This window comes from Amycolatopsis sp. NPDC051128, from assembly GCF_040682715.1.
Classification (GTDB): Bacteria; Actinomycetota; Actinomycetes; order Mycobacteriales; family Pseudonocardiaceae; genus Amycolatopsis.
In genome coordinates this window covers 338,655-358,129 of sequence record NZ_JBFBBN010000001.1, presented here as the reverse complement: position 1 = coordinate 358,129, position 19,475 = coordinate 338,655, and the positions used below count along the sequence as shown (strand labels likewise).

The window sequence follows — 19,475 nt, the reverse complement described above, 5'->3', positions numbered from 1 at the left end:
GTGGCTGAGTGGGGTTGGTGAGGCGGTGGTGTGGTGACCGATTTCGGGTCGAGCGCCGGCGCCTGCACTAAGGCCCCCGGGCGCCGTCTGCCGGCGCCGGTGCGGTCCTCGGTTGTGCCGACATAACAAAGCGGCCGCCGATCCGGAGATCGGCGGCCGCTTTGTGTGGGGACGGACATCTAGTACGGCGCGTCACATCCGATGTGTCCACAGTCGAAGTGGCACCAAATGGCGGCCCGCTCCTCGGTCTCGTCGCTGTCTTGCTGGGTGGCGCGGATCAGGGTTTCCAGCTCGCAGCGGATCGCGTTGGCGGGTACGACGTCGAACGGCAGGCCGTTCGATGCGGTGAGCGTTCGGGTGTAGCGGGTGAGTAGCTCGCGCAGGAATGCCGCGACGGACGCGGGTGTGTCGGTCGGGATTGTGTCGGCGGCGGCTAGCTCGCGGTCGATGTCGGCGAGGATGTCATGGAAGGTGCGCACGGTGGTGGCTCCTGGCTTGGGGTGGGGCGGGGGCACCTGGCACCGGGTGCCCCCGCGCGCGGCGGCTGGTTAGGCGACGGCGGCGAGTTCGCGGAACGGCGCGAACGCGGACAGCGGCGGCATGTCGCGGTCCCGGCACATCTCGCACCGGTCGTCGGTGCCCTGGGTGCGCTGCTCGGCGGGAGTGCGTTCGAGGTTGCACGCCACGCACAACCCACCCGGCGCGACCGGGAGCAAAGCAAGCCACTCGTAATCCTCATCGGACAGCGTGTAGCCGGTGAGGTCGCGCGCCGCGTCGCTGCTGTCGTCAAGGTCGGCGTGACGCTGCCGCTCCTGCTCGTAGAGGTCCACCCCGCGCTCGTCCTTGCGGACGAAACCGGCGGTCGGGATCGCCTGCTGAATCTGGCGCCACCGCTCGTCAAACTGGGCTTCGACTTCGCCGACGACGTAACGGCCGTCCGCCTTCTTCTCGATCGGCTCGTGTCCGGCCTTGGCCGTGTTCTTGCGTTTGGCCGTGATTTTCGGCGTCGCCTCGGTGGCGGGCCCGGGTATCGGCGCGGCTTCGGTGGCCTCGGGCGCGGTAGCCGGTTCCTTGGTAGCGGTGTGCTCGCCGGGCATGGGGCGCTCGGCGCTCTCGGCGTCCTTACGGCAGGTATCGGAGCAGTAGCGCATTTCTGGGAGTCCGGCGAGGTTGCCTTCACAGTTGCCGCACCGGTGGATGTCGCCGGACTCGGCTTCGTTGGCCTGCTGTCGGGCGGCGGTGCGGGCGCGGGCGTGGGCGGCGCGTGCCTTGCTCGCGTACACGCACGTCATGACCAGCGTGCGTAAGTCGTCGGCGAGGCTCGGCCACAACTGGTGTGCGGTCTGGATGGCTTCCACGATGGCGGGGTGGTCGGCGCTGGGGTTCTTCAGCAGCGTCCCGCACACGGTGAACACCGCTTGGTGCGCGTGCTGGGTCTGGGCGTTGAGCCACCGGAGACCGTTCAGCGCGTCGGTGATTCGCTTGGGCTGCTCGCGCAGCATGGCCGTGACGTCGTTGACGTTGGTCACGGCGACGGCGCGGCGGGTTTCGCTGCTGTAGACGCACAGGTTAATCAGCTCGCGTTCGGTCTCGCCGTAGCTGTCCCACTCGGCGTGAGCGGCGCGCACGGCGGCGAGGACGTCACCGCTGATCGCGGCGTCGGTGTTAAGCAGTGTCGCGCACGCGGCGAGGATCGCGGGCGGGTTGTCGCCGCTGTCGGTGAACGCGTTCCGCAGCTCGGTGAGCGCGGACCGGACGCGCGGCGGCTGTGCCTGCAACGCCTCTACCGCGCGGATAATGCTGGGGCGGTTCTTCGGGTGAATGGTCGAAACCATGATAACCAACCTTCGCGTAGGTAATTTCTCGGGTTCTCGGGCTTGCAGTCCCGATTGCCTTACGCTTCCATGTTACTGCTAAAAGGCTCTCAATTCCACTTCAAATAGGGTGTTCCGACCGATATCTCAGGCAATTTGAGGCGTCGGGAAATGCTTCAAAGCTCATTCGCTGTGAAGCTTCGATTGAGTCGCGGACGGTGGCTTCTGTCCGCGCTGGTAGCCCGCCTAGTGCTGCTGGTCGCTGCCGTAGAGGCGACCACGTGCTGAGTGGGTGGTGGGTGGCCCCGAAGCAACCAGGGCAGGCCCCCGGCCTGCCCTTAATGCCTGACCTAGGGAGTAGGGGCCCCGAATGCAAGGGTGGGGCCTCGAACTATTTTTGGCCACGCTTTTCGGTCAAAAATAGTTTGGGGTGCCCTTGTATTTGGGGGGACGACCGATACAATTTCGGGGCCACCCACCACCCGCGGACGCAACGAGAACATCGGAAGGTTCCGACCGTCTGGGTGCTCTAGAAGCGGGTGCCTGAGTAGCTGAAACGGTTGCTCTGCCCCCATTGGCGACGACCCCGATGACCTGCGGGTATGCTGCTGAGAGCGCTTCGTGGGCTCGCGTAGGCCCTCCGGCGGAGCGTCAGCGGGCCGCCGCGAGTCTTGCAGCTCGCCGCTTCGGTGGCGTGGCCCTTCGGGGCTGCTGCGGCGGTACCGCGCCTCCTTCTCGTGGCCTGCCGACTGTCGTCGTGAGCACGGTCGACGCTGTCGGTCGTCTTGGCGGCGGCGTGAGCGCTGCGCCGCCGACGCGGCGCGGTGGCACCGTTGCCGCGGGTAGGCTGGGCGGTAGAACCGCAGCCCTCCCCGCGCGGGAGGTGTGTCATGGTTGAACGTCAAAGTAAGGAGCCGAGGCGGAAGCGTCGGTCGTCGGCGACGCTGGCGCGGCTGGAGGCGGCGCGGCACCGCCGCGTCGAGCAGTTGGAGCGCGAGCGGGAGAACGAGGCCCGTGTGGACGCGGCGCTGGGGCCGTTCGTGGAGGCAATGACGGCGATCGAGGCGGTGGAGCGCCGGCGTGACGACCGGATCGGCGCGCTGGAAGCTCAGCTGGGGCGGAGGCTGGCGGAGCTGGACCGGCAGCGGGCGGCAAAGGTGGCGGAGTTCGAGTGGTCGGCCGAGCAGGTCCGCGCGGATGCGGAGATGGAGATCGGCGAGTGGCGCGCGGTGATGGCCACGTCGGTGGCCGAGATCCGCGCAGCGGATGTCGGCGCGGCGGAGACGGGGGCACTGTTGGGAATCTCGGCGAAGGCGGTTACCGCGTTGTCGCGTAGTGCTGCAGCAGCGTCGGACGTCGACGGCCAGCGGAGCGACGCGGACTCCACGCACGCTGAAGCAGTAGAGGCGGCAACCTCGGGGGATGAGCGGGCTGTGGAAGCACCTGTGGGCGAGCAGGTCGAGCCGTCCGAACGAGATTCAGGGGTGGATGTTCCGGCTGACTGATTCGGCTGGGACTGCCGGGCACGCGAAGAGGGGCGCTGGCACCGTCAGGTGCCAGCGCCCCTCGTGTGGTGCTCGGGAGGTCAGCGCGTCATGGTCGGCTGGTCGGCCTGCTGCTGGGCGAGACGCCGGGCTCGGCGGGCCAAGGTGGCGCGCTTGCGGCGCTGGTAGTAGCCGATCATCGCGGCGATGCCGCAGCAGAAAGCGATCCCGAACGCCCACTGGCTGGCGGTGCCGCCTTCAGTTGCGCCGGGGAAGTGCCCAATGAACAGGTAGCCGGGCAGCGTGACGGCGCCGAGGATGGCTCCGCGGCGGTAGCGGTGGGCGAGTTTCGGTTTGATGCGGTTGCGGCTGAGGTAGCCGACGACGCAGCCGAGGAGCGCACCGAACATCACGGCGCCGGGGAGGGCGAGCAGGCCGGCGGGGTCGGTGAAGGGTGTGACGAGGAGTCCGGTGTAGCCGAAGGGCTGGATGCCGAGGTAGAAGCCAGTTCCTCCGGCGAGGACGAGCCCGGGGATCGTGACGCCGTAACGATTGCTCATGTTTCGAGCGTAAGGCGATTCTCCTACCCTAAAGGGTGATTTCTGGGTCAGGGCACGCAGTATCCGCTCGCGCGCGACACGGCGGTTCGTCGGCGCATCGGATCGGGTGGACGGCGTGGTGCTGGGAGCGGCGGGCATGGTGGCCTCCGGGGTGCGGTGGTGTGGCATGGGAAAGGCCGGGGCCAGCCGTCAGGCTGGCCCCGGCCTTCGGGGTGGTGTCCGGCCGGAGGGGAAGGTCCGGCCGGACACCCGCTCTCATCAGAACGGCGGCTCGTCACTGAACCCGCCGCCGGCGGTCGCCCCCACCAGGTCGCGTCCGGCGTCAGCGCTCCACGGGTCCTCGGCCGGCGCGTTGTGGGTGCTGGTGACCAGGTTGGGGTTCACCGTGGCTTGGGTGGTCTTGGTGCTCTTGGTGACCTCGGCGGTGGCGTAGCGCAGCGACGGGCCGATCTCGTCGACGTTGAGTTCCAGGACGGTGCGCTTCTCGTCGTCCTTGGTGGTGTAGCTGCGCTGCTGCAGCCGGCCCTGGACCATGACGCGGTGGCCCTTGCGGAGGCTGTTGACGATGTTCTCGCCGAGCTGGCCCCAGGCGTTGCAGCGCAGGAACAGCGCGTCGCCGTCTTCCCATTCGCCGGTGGCGCGGTTGAGCTTGCGCGGGGTGGAGGCGACGGTGAAGTTGGTGACGAAGGAGCCGCTGTCGAAGAAGCGGCTGGTCGGGTCGTCGGTGAGGTTGCCGATGATGGTGAGGGTGGTGTCGCCGGCCATGGTGTGTCTCCCTGGTGCTCGTTGGGGTGTGGAACGCGGCGCAGCCTGAGCACGCGGCGGCCGGGGGTCGCCTTCAGGCGACGTCCCCGGCCCGGCTCATCCGCCCGCGCGTGAACCAGCTCGCGCGCGACCGGCATCGGAGCTCGGCTGGGTGAGGGGGCTGGTTCACCCGGGCGGATCGGGCGGGGCTTCGGGGACGCATTGCCCCCGGCCGGGGTGTGCTTACCTTCGGGCGATCCACGACCCGGCGAGCCGGGCGCGTGGCTGAGCATGGTCGAGAGCAGTCCCGCCAGGGGCTGTTCGGGGTCGGCGTGCTCGAGCGCGATTCGCGCGACGGTTCCGTCGCCACGGAGGTATGCGTACACCGCGATGACGGTGGCGAGCTGGGCGGCGATGGGATCGCAGCTGTGGCGCCACAGATGCAGGACCAGGTTCTCGGCGGCCAGGCGTGCCGTGTGGTCGGGTAGGGCGAGCAGGGCTTCGCGGAACGCGGGCACGGCGAAGGTCGCGGCGAGATCGATGACGTCGGCCTCGTCGGTGGGCAGCTGGCCGTGGCCGGCGGCGCGGATCGCGGCGTCGGCGCGATCCAGCCGGACGTGCGCGGCCAGATGCCAGGATTCGTCGATGGCGGCGGATTCGACGGCGTCGGCGATGCGGGGGTGCAGCCGTGCGCGGAGGGCCTCGGGGGCGGGGGTGAACCGCGCCGCGAGGTCGTCGCGGCGGGCGGCAATGGTGTATCCGGCGGCCACAGCGGCGGCCGCGGCGGTGGTGGCTGCGGGGTCGGGCAGGACACCGGTGCGGTCGGTGTCGCGGTAGGAGCGCCAGCGCGCGCCTTCGGTGATGTCCGGCACGTGCACGATGTCGACGTCGGCGAATCCGTGCTCGGCCAGCTGCGCGATGCCGCTGTCGACGTCGGCGCGCAGCGGCAGTGCGTCGTCGCCGGCGGTGGCGTCGTCGACGCTGCGGACGACGACACCGGTCACGCAGAGGACGGGCAGATCGGCGCACTGCCGGTTGAAGTGCCGCGCGCAGCCTTCTGGATCGTGGGCGAGGTGGGTGAGGTCGATTCGGGCGAGGGGGCCGCTGCTGGCCGAGCCGGGGTCCTTTGTGAGCGTGGCGATCAGCACCAGGGAGTCCTCGGGTATGAAGCCGAGCAGGGCCGGGATGCTGGCGACTACGACGCTGGTGCTGGCGGGAGTGAGCGGCATCGACGATCGTCCTTTCAGAGAAGAGCGAGCACGGACTGTCGGTGAGGACCGGGCCGGGGAGACCATCGGCCGAGTTCGGCGTGCAGCGTCCGTGTGGCGGGAGGCCGGATGAACCCGTCGACGGCAAGGAGAGGTGTCAGCTCTCGGTGGAAGTAGTCAGAGTTGCTCGCAGCTGCTGTGCAACGTCCGCGATGTCGGTGTGCAGAGCGGTGAAGTCGACGCTCTCGCGCATCCATCGGTGTACCAGCCGGGTGAGTTTCGTGGAGCGCGGACCGCGCTGGATGATGAGCCCGGCGACGCCGCTGTCCTTGCGCAGGAATGCCGTGACGGCGGTCAGCGAGGTCATCGTGGGCGCGTATCGGTCGGAGGCGTGTCGCCACAGGTGCAGCCACAGCGACTGGGCCGCCCCGCATCGCTGCTCGGTGTCCTGGATGAGGTGGATGTCGCGCAGGAGAAAGCTGGACAGGGCAGCGATCAGTTCCGCGATCTCGTGGTGGTCGGTGGGGAGCCGGCCGTGGGTGGCGGCGGTGACCGCATCGTCGATCAGCTGCAGGCGCCGGCGCAGCCGGGGGAAGTCGCCGGCGAGTTCTTCGGCCTGGACGTCCTCGGCGATCGGGTCGGCCAGGGTTGCGATGCGGTCGCGGATGTCGGCGGGCGCGGCAACGAATTGGGCGAGGAAGGCGTCGCGGTTGCGGTAGACGCGGTTGCCTTTCGCTACGCGGTCGGTGGTGAGCGGGGAGATGGCAGGGTCGGGCAGGGTGCCGGTGTGGTCGGCGACGTCGTAGCAGGACCAGGTAGCACCGGGGGTGAAGCTAGGCACGTGCAGAAACTCGGTGTTGGTGAAACCGGATTCGTGCAGCTGGTGAACGAGTTGGTGAAGCTGAGATCGGTAGGGCAGGTCGGTGGTGTCGCTGGCGTCGTGGACGACGGCGCCGATGAGGCGCTGGATCGGCTGGTCGCCCAGCGCGCGGTTGAGGTCTGCGACGATCACGCGGGGCAGCCGCATGGCCGGGTCGAGGTCGAATCGGGTTGTGCGGCCCAGGCGGACAGTGCCGTCGGTGTGCACGACTGCGGCGACGATCACGAGGGAGTCGTTGGGGGTGAACCCAACCACGGCGGGGATGGCGGCCAGGAGATTCTCGTCGGTCAGGAAGATCGGTTCAGGCATCAGGAAACCTCGCTGCGAACAGTGGACGAATGGTGCGGGTGGGAGCGACGTGGCGGTAGCTGCGTGGTCCGATCGGCCGCTAGTAGGTGGCCGTCGCCGGTGAATCGACGTCGGATGTCGTCGCACGAGCGTCCTGTCCGGCAGGGAACAAGGGTGCGGACGACTGGAGACCGGAGGTCACCGGCAGAGTTCGGACCGCAGTGTTTGCGCGGCGGTGTGGGCGATCCACGGCGGTGACGGCCGTCGGACGTCCCGGCCGGAGGCGGGGATGAATCCGTTGACCGCGACGCTCCAGAACTCCGGCCAGGGTTCGGCGTCGGTGCGTTCGCTGCGGTAGATCACGCGCACGTCCTGCCCGTCGGCACGGCGGGCGTGCGCGGTGATCCGGATAGCGACGCGCAGGCGGTTGCGGCGCTGCACGGGCTCGTCGTAGAGCAGCGAGACCGGTGTCGCGGGCAGCGCGCGGCACAGCTCGACGAGGACACCGCGTGCGACGTTCCAGGCGCCGTAGTCGAGGAGGCTGCCGCGGTGGGGGATGTTGCAGGCGACCGACTCGGGCAGCACGTAGGAGCGGCTCCAGTCGTAGGCGGTGAGACACAACCGGTTCTCAGGCATGGTCGGTCACCGCCGTGTTCGCCTCGGCGAGCGCGCGGGTCACGCACTTGTCGGTGAAGCGGCGCCGCTCGTCCTGCAGATCCTCGGGCCAGGTCCCGGCGTCGGGTTCGAGGATGTTCCAGGCGGCGGTGAGCGCGGCGTCGGTGCAGAGCCCCTCGGGATCGAGGTAGGGGTAGACGGCTTCGACGACCCGGCAGGCTTCCACGACACCGGAGGGGAAGCAGGTGTTCCAGACCGCGGTGATGAACGCGGTCTTGTGCCGCCGGGTGCGGGCAAGGTCGTCGAGCCAGGTTCGGGGTTCCGGCGCGAGCCGGCGGCCGCCGAGTTCGGTTTCGATCAACCGGCACGCCCGGGCGTAGGCGGATTCGGTGCAGTCGGACGGTGCGCTCTGGGCGGTGGTCGCGGTCATGGCGTGCCTCCGGGTCGGGTGCGGGTGAACCCGACCTCTGAAGCACACCCGTGGTCCTCGGGCGCCTGTCAGCTCGCGTGACGTGGCGCGGGAGTCGGCGCCCGAGGGCCCGGGTGTGCTGTGCTGGCGGCGGTCGTCCGCACCGGCCGGAGTGCCTGATCGCGGCTACGGTCAGTCGGCGGGCGGCGGGGAGGTGCGGTCCCCCTCTTCTTCCAGCGCGTGCTGAGCCCGGCGCACGAAGTGGAGCAGTTCGGCCCGGGTGCCCTCAACGGTGACCACCATGTCGTTCCAGGCATCGGTCAGGACGAGGGCGAAGTCGCCGTCGGCGAGAAGTTGGACGCCGGCCTCGTCGCCTGGGCGTGCCAGTGTGACGTCGCATCCTGCGGGGATCCCGGCGTAGTCGCTACTCATCGTGGGTCTCCTCGGATTCGGTGTCGCGGACTGATGCGGTGGGCGGATTCGCGGTGGTCCGATGGCGATGGCGGATGGTCCGTGGCGTCTGCGGAGTCGGTGCGGGGTAGGCATTGGCGGCCACGTAGCGGATCAGGGGGTCGACTGACTGCGGATCGTCGTGTGCCAGGAGGGCCAACGCCGCGCAGGTGTCCTCGTCGAGGTGATCGAGGTCAACGTCGGGTATGTGCCACTCCCAGGTCGGGAAGACGTACCGGCCGTCGGCGTCGGGCCGGAGGCGCTCGCGGGCGGGACCGCTTGTCGGATCGTCGTAGTCTTCGTGTGCGTCGTCGTCGGTGACGATCAGGTCGTCGCCGTCCCAGCGGAAGCGCAGGTGGTCGGAGGTGGCTTCGACGGTGATGGCGATCCACTCGGTGACGACACGACGAAACCGCGGCAGCAAGGTGTAGTGGTGGCGGCCGTGTGCGTCGTGGGCCGCGAACTGCGGTTCGCCGAGTTGCGCGGGGAAGTAGGGATGGTCGTCACCGCACACCAGTCCTTCGTCGACGCGGAGAACGTCGGCGGGGAGGCCGTGCGGCTGGTTCTTGTCGGGCATCGGGTCACCTGCCAGTGTCTGAAGTGGACGTAACGGAGTTCGTTTCGCGGTTGTCAGGTGCAGTCCAGGCCGCATCGACGGCACAGCAGCGCGACACCGTCGGACGCCGTGCGGTTGTCAGGGTTGGGCTGTGGGGTGCCGGTGGCGTCGAACCAGAGCCCGGTGGAAGTCTGGTCGTCGCAGTCCTCCGGGCGCCCGATCGGCCAGGGCCGGTTCGGCACCTCGATGACGGTGCGGCCCGGGTGGACGTACTCGCGGGTCATCTCGTCGCGTCCGTGCCAGCGGACCGGTTCGTCGCGGCGGCGCAGGACACCGAACGCACGGTCAGTAGTAGCGTCCGCGGTCCGGTGAGAGGAAGTGGAACCGGCGACGCGGTCAAAGACGTCGGGCAGCGAAGCTGGGGCCATCGGATTTCCCTTCAGTGGACGCAGAATGCGTGGTGGATGGCGCGGACGAGCGCGAACCGAGAGCGGCACAGCCGGCAGGAGACCGCGGCGGGGTAGCGCAGTTCCGGCGGTGCGGGAGCTTCGCCGGGCGACCGCGCTGGTGGAGTTGTGCTGTCGTAGCGCGGATTCCACGGTGTGCGGTGGGCGTTGCGCTGCGAGTTGTCCCAGCGGATCGTGATCGACCAGTCCGGGTCAGTCAGGTCGCCGTCGCGGAATCGGATGGTGACGGTCTCGACGAGGTACCGGCGATGCCAGTACCCGTCCCAGTAGGTGCCGCCGACCTGGCGCGGGCCGATCGCGTCGAAGACCTCGCGCATTCGCTCGCGGTGACGCCACAGGCGAGTCTGCGCCGCGTCGAACGCGCGTAGCTCGTGCGGCGGCGGTGCCCAGAGACAGTCGCAGGGCTGCGGGTACCACGGTTTGGGCTCGTCGCAATCCCACGGCTCGATGGGATCGTCGCAATCGCTGACCAGGAATTCGCCGTTGCCGCCGCAGTCGCGGCAGCTGGCGAGAGCCCACAGCCCGCGCAGGTGGGTTTGGCGGTACCCCTCGGGAACGTGGATGGTCGGCTCCGTCATGTGCACCTCCGTGAACGGTCGGTCACCGGCGGGCGGGGCCGCCGGTGGTGAACGGGGCCTCGCCGTGCTTTTCTGGTGACCGGGTGCGCCGCGCGGCGTCCCGGCTACCAGTCGACCGCCTGCTACCCCTCCTGCGCGGCGGCCAGGGTCGGGACGAAGTGGGCGCAGACCACCGGTTGGCGTTGCCCGGCGGCGGAGATCACGATGTCGATGGCGGCGCGCAGGCAGGTGCGGACGGCGTGGTGGCTGGGGCGGCGAGTCGGCTGGTGATGGACGACAACCGGGTCGAGTGGCCGTTGGCGTTCGCGGTGTTCGCCGGCGTGGTCGCGTTCTTCGATGCTGGAGAGGGTGGCGACGAACCCGATGTCGGGCTGGAAGGCGATGTGCAGGCGGGCCCAGGGCAGCCAGCCGTCCTCGGTCGACCGGCCGAGGTTCCAGTACGCGGTGGCTGTGTGGCCTTCGCGGCGGATGACGGGGTCGGGATGCGGATCGATCGCCGTGTCGATGACCGGGTCGACCGGTGCGGCGGGCTCGGCGTCGTGCGGGCGGACGTCGGTTTTATGGATGGTGAACCCTGAGCCGGGGCGCTCGCCGGCGATGGCCAGGTACATGCCCTGGTCCTGCACGACCGTGCCGAGCAGCGATTTGCCGTCGTAGGTGAACCGGACGCGATCGCCCTCGGCGTAGCGGTGCTGAAGCGACGGCAGCCAGCCCGCCGGGACCATGTGGGCGAGAATGAGGGCCTTTTCCAAGTCGGTGCTGTCCGGTTGCCGCTGCCAGAGCCAGACCAGCTCCTGTGTGCTGGGGTTGGCGGCGGGATCCGATGACGCGGTTTCGGGCATGGCGGGTCTCCTCAGCGGATGTCGAGTCGCGGTCGGGGTATCGGGCGGTCGGTGAGGATGCGGGGGTTTTCGTGGCCGGCGGCGATGCCGTCGCGGATCGTGGTGGCCAGTTCGCGGGCGTCGAAGTCGGCGACGCCGAGGTGGTGGCGGGCGGCGTCGGTGAGGTGGTGGGTGATCGCGGCGGCGCTGATCCAGCCGTTGCCGTGCAGTTCGCCGAGGGCCGCGGCGGCGGCGTAGACGGTGATGTGGCGGTGGCCTTCGGTGGCAGTGGCGACATTGCGGCACTCCGCGGCGACGGCTGCCTGGACGTAGGCGCTGACCCGGCGGCTGGTCGCCGGCAGCGGCGGTGGTGGCGGATGCGCCGCCGGCGGAAGTGCAGGCGGTGGGGTGAGGGCGGTGACGAGCCAGCCAGGCAGCACGGCGACCGGGAGATCCCAGGTGACGGCATACGGCACCGGCACGCCGTGGACGACGGCGACGGAGCCCGGGGCGGCGACGAGCGCGCCGGGGCCGCGGGTGTCGACGTGCCAGCCGAGCCCGCGGCCGCGGGCGCCGACGGTGCTGCGCAGCCGCGAGCCGGACGGCCGGACGAAGTAGCGGTGTTCGCCGCCGCGGGGGGTCGCGACGGTGAACGTGTCCACCGGGTCGGGTTCGCCGGACTGCTGGGCCACCAGGGCGAGCACGTCGCGGCCGTGGGTGACGCCACGGCGGGCCCAGTGGATGGGGATGGGTCCGGGGGCGGCGTCGAGGTCGAGCACGAGCAGACCTGCTGGTCCGCAGGCGACGCCCACGTTGTGCCTCGGGTGGCGGAGCCACCAGCGGCGGATGCGGTCGGGATCGGAGGTGGCTCGCTGCTGCCAGTCGGGAATGGCGGGCCGCTTGCTGCGCGGGGCGAGCGGAAACACTGGCCACCCGCGCCCGGCGGCGCCCAACGCGGCTGCCAGCAGTCCGTTGGTGGCGGGGACGAGCGCCGGCGTCGGCGCAGTCGTGGTGGTCATGGCACCAGTTCGGCCGCGATCGGGGCCGGGACGGGGTCGATGACCATGGCGGCGGCGTTGTCGGTGCCGCCGTCGTACCGGGCGGCGAGTGTCAGCCGGTTCGCGCACGCAGCTGGGTCGCTGAACGTGCGGCATGCGCGGACGAGGGAGGCGTGCGGGACGGGTTTGTGGACGCCGTCGCTGGCCAGCAGCAACCGACGACGCGGCCCGGTCGTGGTGACGTGGCCGAGCGAGTCGTGGTCGGCGGTGGCCACGGAGCTGGTGACAACGTTGTCCCGCCGGGCGGCCAGCTCCTCGAGGTCCTGCGGCCGGCCGCGGTAGTGCGCGGCGAGGCTGTCGCGTAGGTGTTGTCCTTCGGTGTGGTCGACGGTGAGCTGGGTGAGGACGCCCGCGTCGGGGTCGTACTCGTAGGCGCGGCAGTCCCCGACCCATGCGATGTCCCATCCGCCACCGTGCTCGCGCGGGCGTGGGGCGGCGACGACCATGACGGTGTCGCCGTCGTGGACGGCGGCGAGGGTGCCGGCGGCGGCGAGCAGCCCGGCGACGGCACCGCGGTCGGCGGCGACGTAGGCGGCGGTCGCGGCCGCGCTGCCCGCGGCGTGCGCGGCGAGCGGGGAGTCGCCGATGCCGTCGGCGACGGCCCAGCCATGGCGGGCGCCGACGAGGGAGACGTGGGTGCCGGTGGCGTCGGCCTGGTGGGTGCGGCGACCGATGCGCAGCGCGCTGCCGGGAAGGTAGGTGGGGTGCTCGGCGGCGTAGCGGCGGTGGTGGCGGGCCAGGGCGCGGGCGTCGCTGTGGGATTCGGCGATCTCGGCCCAGCCGCACCGGCAGGTGGCGTGTGTCCAGCACGGGCCGGGCGGCAGCGGGGCGTAGGGCCAGACGGGGTGGTGCCCGGCGGCGTAGGTGCTGGTGCGGTGGACGTTGTCGAAGACCGGAGGAAGGTGCGGATGCATCGAAGGAACTCCGTTCACGCGCGGGGCTGGCGGCGAGCCCGGCGGGAGGCGAGGACGACGGGGTGGACAGGAGCTGGGGCGGGCCCGGCAGTGCAGCGCGCGAGCCCGCCCCTGGCGCCGAACCGGGTGCGGCGACGGTCCGGGCGGCTAGCTCGCGGCGCCGATCAGCTCCGCCTCGGCCTCGGTGTCCTGCTCGACCGGCTCCTGATCGGTGGCGTCGTCGGTGTGGTCGGTCGCCGTACCGCTCTGGTCGTCCGCGCTCCCGTCGTCGACCCCAGCGGTGGGGCCGTCGGCGGGATCCTCGATCTTGGTGTGGTCGGAGCCGTCGTCGCCGGGGGTCTCGGCACCGTCGGCCTCGTCACCCTCGGCGGTCGTGCCGCCGTCGCTCGTGGCGTCGGTGGCGAGTTCGCCGAGCTGCGCGGCGATGACCTCCTGCTCGGTTTCCGGGTCGATCACCTTCCGCTCGACGTCGGAGGCGGGGTAGCCCCAGCCGATGATCGCGGCCATGTACGCCTGCGAGGAGCCCCACGGGGTGCGCCAGGTGTTGCGGGAGAGGTCCGCCTCGATCGCGCAGAGGGTGAGGAACAGGTCGTAGAGGGTGGCTTTCCCCGCGGTGGGGGCCTTGGCGACCTTGGCGGACAGGTCGGCGAGCGTGGCCCCGTCCGGCAGGCCGAACAGCTTCATGGCCAGCGGGTGGTTGCGCTCGAACGAGCGTCGCAGCTCGTAGCCGCCGTGGGCCTTCTGCAACGCGAGGAACAGCTGCGCGCCCCTGGGCGCGGTGCTGCGCCGCACCAGCCCGGCCAGCCATTCCCGGCGCGGCGCTGCGGAGGCGTCCCAGTCCTTGTTGTTCTGGATCACCCACTTGCGGATGATCGCCGCCTTCCGGCGATCGAGTTCGGCGGCGGCGTGGGCGGCGCGCGCGACCGCGACCTCATCGGCCTGCTCGGCCGCGTCCTCGTCGTCGGACGATTCGTGGTCGACGGATGTGCCGACGCTGGTGGGCGCGGGGGTGAAGTCCGCGCGGCCGGCCGGGGCGTAGCTGAGGGCGTGACCGTGGGCGACGAAGTCGGCGCAGCCGTAGACGGCCACCGGGATCTGGTTGCCCTGCTCGTCGTGGTGGTCGGTCTCGATCCAGGCGCCGTGTCCCGGGCAGGACGCATGGTCCTCCGCGGTCAGCTCCGTGTGGGGCTCATCCTCGGGGGTGGGACGCAGCCGGTCCAGCGAGCGCGCGTCCCCGTCGTGCCCGGGCAGGCTCTCGTCGAAGATCGTGACGCCCGCGGCGGTCAGTTCCTCGGTGAGGTCCTCGGTCAGGGCCGCGAGCCGCTGCTTGTCCGCGCGTTCGGTGCGCTTGCGCTCGGCGAGCTGGGCGAAGTTGTTCGGCGCCGTACGCGCGGTGAGGATGAGTTCCTTGGCCGTATCGGTGTCGCCGGCTTCGTCGAATTCGGCGATGACCGCGGCCTGCAGCAGATCGAGGTCGTAGCGTTCGCTGGCCTTGAGCGCCAGTTCGCTCTGCCCGGCCTGCAGGACGTTCTCGACGTAGGTCTTGCCCTGCTTGCCCAGCGCGAGCTTGCGGGCGATCCCGGCGGGCTTGAGGTTGAACGCGGCGAGCTGCTGCAGGCCGCGCGCGGTGTCGGCCAGCGTCAGGGGCCTGCGGATGGCGGGGTCGTTCTCGATGAACTGGTTGACGATCCGCTCGATGGTGGCCTTGCGCTCGTCGGCCGGCGGCGGGGTCTTCATCCAGACCGGCAGCTTGCAGCCGGCTTCGCGGGAGTTGAGGACCCGGCGCTGACCTTCGGTGACCACGACGGCACCGGTGTCGTAGTCGCGGTAGCCGTTGGCCGCGGTCTTGACGCCGTGGGTCTTGAAGTTCGCCGTCGTGTCCTCGTCGGCCTCGGCGTTGTCGGTGCGCACGTTCTCCGCGAGCAGCACCTCGTGCGGGTCGACCCAGATGATCGTGTCGACCTCGGTGTCCCACTGGGCGTGCAGCGCCGCACGTTCCTCGTCGGACAGCTCCTTGAGCGGGGTGTCCTCGACGTCCGTCGTCGACGACGTGTCGTCGACGGACGTGGTGTGGTCGGTGACCGCGGTGTCCAGATCGGACGGTGTGAGTTCGGTGTCCGGTGCGGTGGTGATGGGGGCGTCGGTGTCTCGCTGGGTCGGCAGATCCATCGTGCTGGTCACGAAGGGGCTCCTTCACACGGGCCGGCCGGTCACCGGAGAAGAGCCGGTGACTGGCCACGAACCCCGCACCACCGCGTTCTCCATCACCGCGTCGCGGTGGAGAATGAGCGGAGTGCGGGTGTCCCGGTCGGGACGCACTCGCCCGAGCGGAGCCGCCCGCGTCGGCGGCAAGCCAGCCCCCGACTCCACGGCCGCAGCCGAGATCGTGGTCGGTCGGGCTTTCGCCGACGCCAGGCTCCGCTAGAGTGCGTCGGCCCGAACGGAACACCCGCACCCGCTTTTCTCAGCGCAGCAACACCTTTATCAACTCTTTGCCCGCAGCAAGCCGCTCAATGCCGCAGTTCGCTTTCCTTCTCATTTCCTGCCTTCGGCTTACCTTGGAGCCGGATTCCGCAGCATGCCCAGCATTCCGGTGCGGTGTGAGAGCGTCAGCCAGATGTCGGCGATGTCCGGGTGCCGCCGGTCGTCCAGGTCGGCACGTGTCCAGGCCAGCCGGAGGCACTGGGTAGCGGTGCGGGTCGAAATCCGGCCTGCTCGGATCGCGTCGTCCAGCTCCCGCACTGCGGTGGCGGGAAGGTCGGCGACGGCTTTGGTGTAGCTGATCTCGGCGCCGGGTTCCGGTGCGGCACCCCACCTGTAGTGCGCGCGTTGCCGGGCTCGGGCGACGGTGTCCCGCAGCGATTCCAGTGAGGGCAGCGACGGATCGGGTTCGGCGACAGTGACCTGCCGGAGGAACAGGTCGGTGCGGTCGAGCAACCACAGCGGGATCCGGGCGAGGTAGCGCGCACGCTGCTGCGGCGTGCAGCGGCAGTCCTCGGTCCGTACGCAGCGGCAGAGGCAGTCCCGGGCGGTGAACACCATGCGTGCCCCGGCCGGGCGGGATTCGGCACCTGCCGCGGCGGTGATGCCGATCGTGCCGTTCTCCAGCGCGGGACGCAGCGCCTCGATGGTACGGGCGGAAAATTCGGGGACGTCCTCGACGGTCAGGACGCCGTGGTGGGCGAGTGTCAGCAATCCCGGCCTGCTGAGGGATCCGGCTACCGCGGCGACCGTGTCGCCGGGGTGCAGGGAAGCGCCGGGTGGCCGTGTGGGCGCTGCGTTGTCAGGCAAGGGTTCGCCGGCCAGGAAGTGCCACGTGCTGACCTCGAGCGCCGCGGTGTCAGTGAGGTCGGCCATCAGCGTCCGGATCAACCGCGGCAGTAGGAGGACCGGGGTGCCGGGAGCGGCGACGTGCAGGGTGTGGTGGCCGCCAGCGGCCGCGACTGCGGCGGCCCGGACCGCCGTGGGCGCCAGCTGGGCCCAGGCTTCGCGAGCCCAAGGCGGGGTAGACGACTCTTCTTCGCCCGATCGGGGCCGCAGTGCAGGAGTGGGTCCGCCCCGCAGCCAGCTGACCAGGTCATCCAGGCATGCGACGGGAATGATAGAGAGGCCGGGGACGTCGCTGGCCTCGGCGACGTTGGCGGCGGGCACGACCAGGTGGGTGAACCCGGTGTCGGCGGCCGCGATCGCGCGCGACCGCAGGTCGGGGACCGGTCGGACCGTGCCGTCGAGGCCGAGTTCGCCGATCAGGGCGGTCGCGGTCAGCCGTCGGACCGGCACGGCCCCGGTGACCAGCAGAGCCGCCGCCGCGGCGGCGAGATCGACGTCGGAGCGCGGGTGTGCGGTGGAGGCGGTGAGGTGCACGACGCCGTCCGGCCATGACAGACCGCTGTTGCGGATGGCCGCGCGTACCCGGTCGCGGGTCTCTCGCGAGACCGTCGAGTTCAGTCCGTGCACGCGCAATTCGGCGTCACCGACGCCGAGGTCGGCGCGGATGTCGACGATCCGGGCCTGGGAGTCGCCGAGGGTGACCACACGGGTAAGAGCGTCCATGACATCGTCCTTCCGAGACGGAAAAAGGGACACCGGCGCCGGAGAAGCCACCGGTGTCGGGGCATGTCGCCTGAGTGAACGGTGATGGAGAAGGTCAGTGGTCAGCGCCAGAACCGGCGGGCGCGGTCCGTTCGGCTGCGGCGCGTTCACCGACGAGCGCGGCCAGAGCGACGGCGTGATCGAGGCTGGCGTCGATGTTGAAGCGGACCCGGCGCTGGCGGCCGCGCCAGAACGGCTGCAGCACCTGCGCGGTGGCGAACAGCGGCTGACCGTAGGCGCCGACCGACACGGTGTTCGCCCCTGCCGCCGGGGCAGTGCCAAAGCCTGCGCCGACCGCGGCCAGGGCGGCGGAGAGGTCGGCGGCGTCGCACGCACGCCGGTGCGCGAGGTCTCGGGCGGCGTCGATCAGCTCGACCACGTTCGGGATCAGACGCCGGGCCAGGTCTTTGCCGACCGCGTCGGCGGCCCGGGCACGCGCCACGGTCACCGACGGCCGGACCGTTCCCGCGGGCTGATGAGGACTGAGCTCGGAGTCCAGCCAGGCCTCCAGGACCAGGCGGTCCCCCGCCGCGCCTGAGGAGATGGTCACGCTGATCCACCCGCCGTCCGGGCCGATGAGCGCGGCGTCCTCGCCGACGCGTCGCGAGGTGGCGGCACGCCACGGCTCGCCGAGCACCTCCGCGACCGCGCGCAGATACGGCACCAACTCGTTCGACATCTCCTGGTCTTCCTTTCGATCGCGAATTGTGCAGATCCGGTTGCCCGGTGCCGCGATCGCGGCGGGCCGGCGCCCGGGTGGCAGGTCATGGAGCCGGCGACAGCGCGGATCGGGACCACGGCGGCGCGCCGCCTCACCCGCACCCGCTGGGCATCAGGCGGCCGCCGTGGCCCCGGGCAGCGCTACCGTGGGCCTCCGGACGTGCCCGACCGTTCATCGCCGGCCGGCGCGGTTGACGGGGCGCCGGTTCGGCGGGCGCGGCCGGCGTCGACGCCGGCTTGCCAGCGGCTCCACCGGCGGCCGGCTTGGCGGGCCTTGAAGTGGGCGATGTTGTTCGCCGGGATCCCGACAGGCGTCGGTCCGAGAACGGCCAGCAGGTCGGACTCTTCTTGCGAGTGCCAGCCCTCGGTGGTGATGGACTGTTCGTCGGGGAAGACGTCGGCGACGCGGTCCACGGTCGGGTCCAATGTGGAGTCCTGAGTGCCGCCGTAGGAGTAGACCCACCAGAAGTTCCGCGGCGGGTTCGGCTCGACCAGCTCCCGGAACGCCGCCACTTCCTTGGTATAGGCGTAGAAGCGAGTGCTTTGCCGGGCGCGCACGATCTCCAGCCACGCCGTGAGGTAGGCGCGGGAGTAGAAGTCACCGCTGTCATGGATTCTCACCCACGCGTCGATGAATCGCTTGTGCGACAACTCATCCAGCATCGCTTGCTGCCAGCCGGGCAGGTCGTCCAAGGTCCAGCGCAGGTTTTCCTGATGCCGTGCTTTCACCTGAGGAAAGAGGTACGTGCCGTTGCGGGCATAACAGGCTTGCGCGCACACCCCGGCCGAGGGGCAGGCGTTGTAGTTACGGCCGTCCGGTAGTTTCCCGGCGAAGGCGGGCAGGGACCAGTTCCAGATTCCCAGCCGTTTCAGTTCGCGGTTCTGCCGCAGCAGCGTCATCGTGACCACCGTCCTCATGCCACTCGATGCATGGGGAGGCCACACCAAGACCTGGTTGTCTCCACCGTACACCCGCTTTGGGACGGAGACGAGACGCCGGCAGCCCACGGGCAGACTGTCCTATTGGGAATTGTTGGTCGGCGCTCAGGTCAGCTCGGCGAGCTCGCGACGGCGGGACGCCCACTCCGACGACGTCCAGGCAGGCGGCATCTCGGCCAGGCAGTCGCGGGCGGCCTGCCCGGCGGCGGTGTGATGGCCGAGGGCGCGGAGGACGAACGCGCGCTGGCCGAGGAAGAACGGTGCGGTGTACCAGTAGCCCGAGGGCGGGAGCTCGTCAGCGGGCGGTAGATGCTCGATCATGCTGTCGGTGGCCGACAGCAGCCGCAGCGCTTCGGCGGGCTCGCGGAGGCGGGCGAGGATCTCGGCGCGCTGAAAGGTCTCGTAGGTGCGCAAGCCGAGATGGACGCGCGTGTCGCGTTGAGCGGCGTCGGACAACGCGTCGGCGGTACGGAAGTTGCGGCGCCGGATCGCTCAGTAGGCCGAGAACGAGAGCGCGGTGGACAGCCGCAGCGGGTCGTCGGCCTCCAGTGCCAGGACGGCCGCGCGGTCGAGGCGCGCTCCGGCTGGTGTCCACTGCCGGCCCGGGATGGCCAGCCAGCCGCGGTACTGCTCCAGCTCCGACAGCAGCCCGACCGCGACGGGCCGGACGCTGGATCGTGCGTCCTCGGCGAACTGCTCGACCAGCTGTCCTGAGCATCGACCAGCGGGATGACGTGCTCGGCGCCGGCGTCGTCTTCGATCCGGCGTACGACAGCGAGGACGTCGGCGAGCGTATCAAGCGCGGTCTGGTCGACGGATCGCGGATGGTCCAGCAGCGCTGTGACCCGGTCCCGCTCGGCCTCGCCCGGCAGGTCGTC

The 19,475-nt window shown here is 70.5% G+C and carries 20 protein-coding genes and 1 pseudogene; 1 reads left to right on the top strand and 20 read right to left on the bottom strand.

Annotation, left to right across the window (positions count from 1 at the left end; genetic code table 11):
- Positions 1–179: 179 nt before the first annotated feature.
- Together AB0M82_RS01620 and AB0M82_RS01615 are read right to left on the bottom strand one after the other, a co-directional pair.
- Positions 180–479, bottom strand: coding sequence for a hypothetical protein (locus tag AB0M82_RS01620; RefSeq protein ID WP_364716495.1), 300 nt, complete (start codon positions 477–479; stop codon positions 180–182).
- Between the two features lie 69 nt (positions 480–548).
- Complete coding sequence (locus tag AB0M82_RS01615) at positions 549–1,835, bottom strand: hypothetical protein (RefSeq protein WP_364716493.1); 1,287 nt, start codon at positions 1,833–1,835, stop codon at positions 549–551.
- 869 nt (positions 1,836–2,704) lie between these two features.
- Between AB0M82_RS01615 and AB0M82_RS01610 the strand changes: the two genes are divergently transcribed.
- Complete coding sequence (locus AB0M82_RS01610; protein ID WP_364716492.1) at positions 2,705–3,319, top strand: hypothetical protein; 615 nt, start codon at positions 2,705–2,707, stop codon at positions 3,317–3,319.
- Between the two features lie 80 nt (positions 3,320–3,399).
- Here AB0M82_RS01610 and AB0M82_RS01605 read toward each other — a convergent pair whose 3' ends face one another.
- The 18 genes and pseudogenes from AB0M82_RS01605 to AB0M82_RS01520 form a co-directional block, all read right to left on the bottom strand.
- A complete protein-coding gene (locus AB0M82_RS01605) occupies positions 3,400–3,858 on the bottom strand; it encodes a hypothetical protein (protein ID WP_364716490.1) in 459 nt (152 codons plus the stop codon).
- A gap of 258 nt (positions 3,859–4,116) precedes the next feature.
- Complete coding sequence (locus AB0M82_RS01600; RefSeq protein WP_364716488.1) at positions 4,117–4,623, bottom strand: single-stranded DNA-binding protein; 507 nt, start codon at positions 4,621–4,623, stop codon at positions 4,117–4,119.
- A gap of 317 nt (positions 4,624–4,940) precedes the next feature.
- A pseudogene (locus AB0M82_RS01595) lies at positions 4,941–5,831 on the bottom strand (DUF4192 domain-containing protein); the annotation flags it as partial.
- A 136-nt stretch (positions 5,832–5,967) separates the two neighbouring features.
- Entirely contained in the window at positions 5,968–6,999 is a 1,032-nt protein-coding gene (locus tag AB0M82_RS01590) for a DUF4192 domain-containing protein (RefSeq protein ID WP_364716487.1), read from the bottom strand.
- Positions 7,000–7,176: 177 nt separating this feature from the next.
- Positions 7,177–7,614, bottom strand: coding sequence for a hypothetical protein (locus AB0M82_RS01585; RefSeq protein WP_364716486.1), 438 nt, complete (start codon positions 7,612–7,614; stop codon positions 7,177–7,179).
- A complete protein-coding gene (locus AB0M82_RS01580; protein ID WP_364716483.1) occupies positions 7,607–8,023 on the bottom strand; it encodes a hypothetical protein in 417 nt (138 codons plus the stop codon). The genes AB0M82_RS01585 and AB0M82_RS01580 overlap by 8 nt, the downstream gene beginning before the upstream one ends.
- A 171-nt stretch (positions 8,024–8,194) precedes the next feature.
- A complete protein-coding gene (locus tag AB0M82_RS01575; RefSeq protein WP_364716482.1) occupies positions 8,195–8,434 on the bottom strand; it encodes a hypothetical protein in 240 nt (79 codons plus the stop codon).
- Positions 8,427–9,104: a hypothetical protein gene (locus tag AB0M82_RS01570; protein WP_364716481.1), complete on the bottom strand. Its 678-nt coding sequence runs from the start codon at positions 9,102–9,104 to the stop codon at positions 8,427–8,429. Before AB0M82_RS01570 ends, AB0M82_RS01575 begins: the two co-directional genes overlap by 8 nt.
- Positions 9,083–9,436, bottom strand: a complete 354-nt coding sequence (locus AB0M82_RS01565) for a hypothetical protein (protein ID WP_364716480.1) — start codon at positions 9,434–9,436, stop codon at positions 9,083–9,085. Before AB0M82_RS01565 ends, AB0M82_RS01570 begins: the two co-directional genes overlap by 22 nt.
- Before the next feature lie 11 nt (positions 9,437–9,447).
- Positions 9,448–10,053, bottom strand: a complete 606-nt coding sequence (locus AB0M82_RS01560; protein WP_364716478.1) for a hypothetical protein — start codon at positions 10,051–10,053, stop codon at positions 9,448–9,450.
- A 122-nt stretch (positions 10,054–10,175) separates the two neighbouring features.
- The gene (locus tag AB0M82_RS01555; protein ID WP_364716476.1) at positions 10,176–10,895 is read right to left on the bottom strand and encodes a hypothetical protein; all 720 of its coding nucleotides are present in this window, start codon (positions 10,893–10,895) and stop codon (positions 10,176–10,178) included.
- A gap of 11 nt (positions 10,896–10,906) precedes the next feature.
- Entirely contained in the window at positions 10,907–11,893 is a 987-nt protein-coding gene (locus AB0M82_RS01550) for a bifunctional DNA primase/polymerase (protein ID WP_364716474.1), read from the bottom strand.
- Positions 11,890–12,846: a hypothetical protein gene (locus AB0M82_RS01545; protein ID WP_364716473.1), complete on the bottom strand. Its 957-nt coding sequence runs from the start codon at positions 12,844–12,846 to the stop codon at positions 11,890–11,892. The genes AB0M82_RS01550 and AB0M82_RS01545 overlap by 4 nt, the downstream gene beginning before the upstream one ends.
- 147 nt (positions 12,847–12,993) lie before the next feature.
- On the bottom strand, positions 12,994–15,027 hold the full coding sequence (locus AB0M82_RS01540; protein WP_364716471.1) for a hypothetical protein: 2,034 nt from the start codon (positions 15,025–15,027) through the stop codon (positions 12,994–12,996).
- Between the two features lie 372 nt (positions 15,028–15,399).
- Positions 15,400–16,899 (bottom strand): ATP-binding protein, encoded by a 1,500-nt coding sequence (locus AB0M82_RS01535; RefSeq protein WP_364716468.1) that lies wholly within the window; start codon positions 16,897–16,899, stop codon positions 15,400–15,402.
- Positions 16,900–16,993: 94 nt separating this feature from the next.
- On the bottom strand, positions 16,994–17,617 hold the full coding sequence (locus AB0M82_RS01530) for a hypothetical protein (RefSeq protein WP_364716466.1): 624 nt from the start codon (positions 17,615–17,617) through the stop codon (positions 16,994–16,996).
- Between the two features lie 182 nt (positions 17,618–17,799).
- The gene (locus AB0M82_RS01525; RefSeq protein WP_364716464.1) at positions 17,800–18,558 is read right to left on the bottom strand and encodes a hypothetical protein; all 759 of its coding nucleotides are present in this window, start codon (positions 18,556–18,558) and stop codon (positions 17,800–17,802) included.
- A gap of 144 nt (positions 18,559–18,702) precedes the next feature.
- Positions 18,703–19,053 (bottom strand): hypothetical protein, encoded by a 351-nt coding sequence (locus AB0M82_RS01520; protein ID WP_364716462.1) that lies wholly within the window; start codon positions 19,051–19,053, stop codon positions 18,703–18,705.
- Positions 19,054–19,475 lie beyond the last annotated feature (422 nt).